Consider the following 6,520-nt stretch of genomic DNA (forward strand, 5'->3'; position numbering starts at 1 on the left):
GTGTGCGCCGCAAAGAGAAGCGTCAGCCGCACGAATGCATCAAGTTTTTACTGGCTGTACAAGATGTTGTAGAACGAGGTTTGCTCATCCTTGATCAAGGACAGGTCGTGCCCCGTGGGAATTTTTTCGAACAGCGCTTTGTTGACTGCCATCCGACGCATGATGATCACCTCCAGCAATTGACCGAACAGCGCCTCATCACGGACATACTTTTTCAGTTTCAGAATTTCGCGGGGCTTGTCTTTCAGAACGTGAAAGGCGTAATTCATGTGCAGGCAGTACCTGCTTCTTCAGCATCAACTGGTAGGTGGACAGCCCCGTGGATCTAGAAATTTATTCTCCAGCATCGCTGTCTTCTGGCTGGACCTTATGTATCACGCTTTTTACCGCTTCATCACATATACGATTGCCAGGATGGCGTGAAAGCACGTTAAGCAAGTAATAGGAAATGGGCGTACCGATTGGATCGGCTAGCCCATGCTGCGGGAGAGACGATTCGTTAATGAAACCCCTCGAGCAATACCTTGTCTTTTTCTCCGCCCCAAGGATCATCCAGCAGATATCTTGCAGGCACTCGGCTGTCCGACGGGACCAGCGTGATTTTGTAGAAAATCTCTTCGCCCTCGCATACCTCGAAGTACAACGCATAGTCGCGTTTCTCTAAATCAAGTTCGACCTTGAATTTTTCCGCTGCAGAGGCGATTTCCACGTGGCTGGGATCGGTGATATGGAAGGGTATGACGATGCAGCGCTGGGCGGTGGGGTCGAGGTTGAAGCTGTCTTCCAGTTTCAGATGGACGTTCGCACCGAAAGCGTCTTCAGGTAGGGGGTCGAATACAACATAGTCGCTATGAATTATTGCGCCTTGCTCCAGATTAATCTTGCCCCACTGGCTAGAGGTTTCGTCGAAGGGCCGTGATCGGAATTGGATTTGGCTATGAGATATCAATAGATCAACAGATTGAGCGGTGTTTTTCATCAGTAAACCTCGATTTTAACTCTGGTCCCATTGGGCAGGTCGGACAGGACATTGCCGATGCTCGAACCGGCCCCCCGATTGTCGCTAGGATCGATGTATTTGACGCTGGCGCCGGTGCCGCCTTCCTTGAACATTGCCATCGGCCATTCGTCCCGATCCTTGCCTGTTTTGGTCTTAACATCTTTCAAGCTGAGTTTGCGATTGAGCTTAGCGGTGTCACGTTGAATGGTCACGATGTAGGGATGCCCCTTCTTGATTGCGCCATCGATATGCCCAAACGTCTGCGGATACTCTGATCGCTTCAATCGCAGCTTGTAGTCGTACTGTTTCGATCGGGCCTTGGTCAGCGTACAGCCGGCGAGACCTAGGGGATCCATCCAAGTGAACGGATTTAGGACAAACGCGTAAAGATTGAATCCTCCTGCCAACCCAATAGGGTCTGGGGTCGTAAATCGGCCGACGTCCGGATCGTACTGGCGGAACAGGTTGTAATGTAAACCTGTCTCCCGATCCAGGTATTGGCCTTGGAACCGCAGGTTCTGCTCTTCGATGTAATAAGCCTCGCGCACCTCTTCCAGCGTGTTGCCCCACACCCGATACGTGGCTTGCCAAACGCTGTGCCCGTCGGCTTCGGTGAGTTGTTCCGGCAGGCCGTTGAGGTCGTTGTGGTAGTAGCGAATCTTTTGCAGCGGGCCATTGCCGTCGACACGGGCCAGGGGTTCGTAGCCGTCATCTTCGTAGAGATACAGGCTGGTTTGCTGGTGGCGGTGTTCCTGCAACAGCCGCAGGCCATCCCAAGTGAAGCGGGTTTCACCCAGCGGGTAGCCCTTGCTGTCGTGCTCGGTCTTGGCGATACGCCGGCCCAACGGGTCGTAGGTCATGTTGACCACGCTGCCGTTGTCGTTGCGCACTTCGATCAAGCGGCTTTCGGCGTCGTAGGCGAAGCGCTGCACGCCGCGTTTGGCGCTGCGTTTTTCGATCATCCGGCCAAAGGCGTCGTAGCGGTAGCGCTTGTCCTGGTAGGTCAGCAGCTTGTTGTGCACCACCAGTCCCGCGCCCGGTGCCGGGCCGTCCAGCAGGTTGGCGGCGGCGTCGTAGCTGAAGGTTTCGTGCTGGCCGTGCAGGCTGTCCTGGCTGGCGATGATGCGGCCGGTGGCGTCGTAGTGCAGCAGTTGGCGCTGTTGCACGGCGGGTTGCTGGTCGAGCTTGCCGATGAGGTTGTCGGCGGGGTCGTACTCGAAGTGTTTTTGCACTGTCGCCGGCAGCAGCGAGGGTTGGCCGCTGTGGCGGCGTTGCCGTGCGCGCAGGCGGCCGCTGCGGTCGTATTCGCTGCGGGTGCTGATTTGCCCTTGGGTGCGCAGCACTTCGCGGTGCAAGCGGTCGCGTTCGAAGTCGCTGATGACCTGGCCGTCGAGGTTGATCTGGTGCAGGTGGCCGCTGCCGTAGTACAGACGGTTGACCCAGCGGCCATCGGGCAACTGCGTCTGGATCAGGTTACCCAGTTCGTCGTAGTGATGTTGCAGACTGCCGGCGGCGCTGTTTTCGGCGAGCAACTGGCCGAGGGCGTCGTAGGCGAAGCTCAGGGTCTGGGGGTTGCCCTGCAGGTCGGTGAAGGTGACGGCGGTGAGTTGGTCCAGCGGGTCGTAGCTGTATTCGGTGCGGCCATCGTCGGTGACTTTGGCGATTAGCCGGCCCACGGCGTCGCGTTCCAGGCGATGGACGATGGGTGCCGTCGGTGCTTCGGGAATAAGCGCCAGGCCCGTGCCGTACGGCGCGGGCATCGCCGTCACCGCCGCGACGTTGTCGAGGCGGTCGTAGTCGTAGCGCTTGGCGCTGCCGTCCAGGTCCTGTTGTTCGGTCAGCCGATCCCCGGCATCCCAGGCAAACCGGTAGCTTTCGCCATTCTCGTTGACCAACGCTTGCAGCCGGCCAAAGTTGTCGTAGGCAAATTGCACCTGCCGGCCCTGGGCATCGGTGCGTTGGCGGACCTGGCCGCGGCGATTGTGTTGATAGTGCGTGGTGTGCCCGGCCGGGTCGGTGTAGCCGATGAGCTGGCCGGCGCTGTCGCGCTGATAGCGTTCGGTGCGGCCGTCCGGCAATTGGCTGCTCAGCAGCCGGCCTTGGGCGTCGTAGCTGAAATGGGTGCGTTCGCCGAGGGCGTCGGTGATGGTTTGCAGGTAACCGCGCGCGTCATAACTGAAGCGTGTCGGGTAACCCGAGCAATCGACGTGTTCGACCAGTTGGCCGAACGGGTTCCAGCGCAGCTTCTTGCCTTTGCCGGTGGCATCGATGATTTCTACCACCTGGCCGTGGGCGTCGTAGCGGTAGCGGGTGCGATGGCCCAGCGGGTTGGTTTGCGCCGTGCAGTTGCCGCGTTGATCGTAGCGGTACGTCCAGCTATTGCCGGCGGCATCAGTGTCCACCAGCGGCAGGGCCCAATGTTCGAGCCAGAGGGTGGACTCGCTGCGGCCCAACGGGTCGGTTTCGCTGATCAGGTTGCCGGCGTCGTCGTAGCTGAATGAGTACTGGCCGCCTTGCGGATCGGTAGCACTGAGCAACTGGCGCTCATCGTTCCATTCGAACAGCCACGTCTGGCCGAGGTTGTCGCTGAACCGGATGATCTGGTGCTGGCTGTTCCAGTGGCGGATGCTGGTGCGTTGCAGGCTGTCGCTGATGCGGGTGATGCCGGCTTGCAAGTCATAGTCGAACTGGTAGGCGTCACCCTCATCAGTCCAGTGCCGGACCACGCGCCATTCCTGGTCATCGATCAAGGCCCATTCGTAGAAGCAGCGCAGGCCGGTGGGCAGTTGGTGCTCGACCATCCGCCGTCCAGCGTCATAGCTGAAGCGCCGTTGCACCTGGTAACCAGCGTCGCGTACTTCGGCAAGATTGCCCGATGCATCGTAGGTGTAGCTGACCAGCACTTCCCGCGATTGGTCAGGATAGAGCCGTTGAATCTGGCTGACGCGTTCGCCTTCTCGAATCAGCTCGACCTGCACCAGATCGAAGGTGTCGCGCAGCCGCACCAGGCGGCCGGCCTCGTCATAGTCGAGGTGGATTCGGTTGTCGTTGCGGTCACCCAGTTGGCTCAGGCGCAGGTGCGATGGATTGGCCGGCGTGGGCTCGAACAAGCGGTACAGGCCGTCATCGCTCTCGATCAGCAATTGCCCACTGGCGTGGCGGCGCACCGCCAGGCCTTCGCCGGCGCTGAACACCGCGCCGCCCAACGGGATTGCGCCCATGTCGATGGGGCGCGCCTGTTCGTCGGTGTAGACCAGGGTTTCACCGCCATCGGGGTGGGGCAGGATGTCGACCCGGACCTCATAGGTCACGCTCCAGCCGGCACCGAACAGGCTGTCGCGACGCTCATCACGGCTGTTGTAGAAGCGCTGCCAGTCGATCGGCAGGATGCCGGGCAAGGCGAAATCCAGCTCTTCATCACCGCCGAGCACTTTGGCTCCGGTGGCAGCATGCACCGGGTTCGACGAGCCCAGGGCCGCGTTGGCGGCTGCGTTCGCCGCGCTGCTGGCGGCCATGGACACCGCGCCGCCCACCAGCATGCACGGCAGCTTGCTGAAGAATTTGCCCTTGCCGCCCTTGAGCATCAACAGGGCTGTGACCGCCAGGCCAACACCCGGGGTCTTGCCGCTGCGGATCTCGCGCACCACCACCGAACCGCCGCCAATGGTCACGTTGGGCGAAATCAGCCCGGACGACACCACCGTTGCATCGCAGGTGCTGCGGTCGCCGCTGCGTACGGCGGGCTGGCCGTTGATGGTGACCTTGTCCGAACCTTCGGCCATGAACTGCGGTGGCATCGGCGGATGCTTCATGCAGATGACCAGGTCCTCCGGCTTGGGCACGGCGCCGGGGGCGGGCGTGGCGACGGTAGGGCGCCACATTTGCGAGAAAAACTCCCCGGCCATGTCCAGGTAGCTGGGTTCTTCTTCAGGCTCGGGCGCTTCGAGCTCGGTGCCGGCCGGGGCGACGTGGGACTCAATCGCCCCGGCGGCGCGGGCTGCGGGGATGTTATTGGTGAGGGTGTCGGTGGAGCCGGTGAGGATGTTGGCCTGGACCGTGGGCGGAAAGAGGGCGTTGCCGATGCCCTCGCATATATTGCTCAACCCTTTGTCGGCCCCGGTCTTGCTCATGGCAAGCCCGACCACCGTTCCCACCACCAGTCCGAGCACGAAGCAGCCCAGGCCGCCGGTGACCACGGTAATGCCCGTGGCCGCGACCACCGCGGCGGTCGCCACGGCAGTAATCGCAATGTTCGCCGCCACCTCCAGCACGCCGCCAAGGACGTCAGCCATCATCGAGGTGTGGTTGAGTGCATCGCCCAGGCGGGCAGCCCAGAGCGCGTCAGACATGGGCGACGCCCGGGCTCATGCCTGTGTGCTGGAGTGGTTCGATGCGTTTCATTTCGCCTGTCTCCCTGGCGGTAAGTTACGGGTCCGGTGTGATATCAGCTTGACCAAGGGTTGAGCAACGCCACGCCGCTGCTCTGGAAATCCGTCACGTTGCGGGTCACCACGGTCAGTCCGTGGACCAGCGCGGTGGCGGCAATCAACGCATCGCATTCGTTGCTGCGATCAGGAACATGAAGGCGCGCGCAGCGAAGCGCCACGGCGCGGTCGACGACCAGGATCCTGCCGGCAAAGGTGGGCATGACGTGGTTGTCCAGCCATGCACGCAAACGACTGCCTTGCACCGGATCCTTGCGTTCGAAGCGCAAGACGCCGGTTTCCAGTTCCAGTACGGTAATCGCCGAGACGTAGAGGCTGGGGGCGGGCACGCTGCGCGCCCAGGCCTGCACGTTTTTGTCGGCTTGGGGTTTGCGCAGCTCCGAGATGACGTTGGTATCGAGTAGAAACATTCAGGACAGGTCCACCGAGCGGGGCGTAATGACGGCACGCTCGGTATCGAAGTCGATATCCGGCGCATCGGGCATGACCAGCAACTCGACAATGCTGGCGCCAACGCCGGTCAGTTTCTGGTACTCCTCAATGCTTAGCAGCACATGGGCCGGCTTGCCACGGTCGGTGATAATGACCGGCCCCTCACGGGAGGCTTTTTTGGCACCACTTGTGTCATGGTTGAATTCGCGGCTGGAAATAGTGGTGACGGACATGCTGGCGTCCCCTTGGAAACTGAATGTAGGCACGTTACTACTGGCGCCAGATGCAGGCAAGGGGAAACAGGCTGGTGATGTTTCGACGGACGATAAAAAAGGCCCCGCCAATCGGATTGGCGGGGCCTTTCGTGGTTCAGCGACTTACCTTACTGAGCGTCAGCGGCCGGAGCCTTTTCACCGTGCGACAGGCTGTAGACATAGGCTGCCAGCAGGTGGACCTTGTCGTTGCCTTGCAGATCAGCCTGGGCTGGCATCTGGCCCTGGCGGCCGTAGCGGATGGTCTGCTGCAGTTGAGCGAAGCTCGAACCGTAGATGAACGCGGCCGGGTGGGTCAGGTCGGGTGCGCCCATCGCAGGCGTGCCCTTGCCAGCAGGACCGTGGCAGGCCACGCAGTTGGCCGCGAACAG

General features: G+C 61.0%; 6 protein-coding genes. All 6 read right to left on the minus strand.

All coding sequences use genetic code 11. The features are described 5' to 3' along the window. Positions 1-47: 47 nt before the first annotated feature. A complete protein-coding gene (locus tag OC610_RS18465; RefSeq protein WP_264429672.1) occupies positions 48-269 on the minus strand; it encodes a hypothetical protein in 222 nt (73 codons plus the stop codon). 230 nt (positions 270-499) lie between these two features. Beyond that, positions 500-979, minus strand: a complete 480-nt coding sequence (comJ, locus tag OC610_RS18470) for a competence protein ComJ (protein ID WP_264429673.1) — start codon at positions 977-979, stop codon at positions 500-502. Then, positions 979-5,349 carry an RHS repeat-associated core domain-containing protein gene (locus OC610_RS18475; RefSeq protein WP_264429674.1) on the minus strand — a complete coding sequence of 1,457 codons (4,371 nt, stop codon included), beginning with the start codon at positions 5,347-5,349 and terminating at the stop codon, positions 979-981. The genes comJ and OC610_RS18475 overlap by 1 nt, the downstream gene beginning before the upstream one ends. A 95-nt stretch (positions 5,350-5,444) precedes the next feature. Further along, on the minus strand, positions 5,445-5,855 hold the full coding sequence (locus OC610_RS18480) for a type II toxin-antitoxin system VapC family toxin (protein WP_030140902.1): 411 nt from the start codon (positions 5,853-5,855) through the stop codon (positions 5,445-5,447). Then, complete coding sequence (locus OC610_RS18485; protein WP_264429675.1) at positions 5,856-6,110, minus strand: type II toxin-antitoxin system Phd/YefM family antitoxin; 255 nt, start codon at positions 6,108-6,110, stop codon at positions 5,856-5,858. Positions 6,111-6,259: 149 nt separating this feature from the next. Continuing rightward, a partial coding sequence (locus tag OC610_RS18490) for a c-type cytochrome (protein WP_264429676.1) occupies positions 6,260-6,520 on the minus strand: 261 nt, incomplete at its 5' end.

The organism is Pseudomonas agronomica (genome assembly GCF_025917275.1).
In the GTDB taxonomy this organism is placed as follows: domain Bacteria; phylum Pseudomonadota; class Gammaproteobacteria; order Pseudomonadales; family Pseudomonadaceae; genus Aquipseudomonas; species Aquipseudomonas agronomica.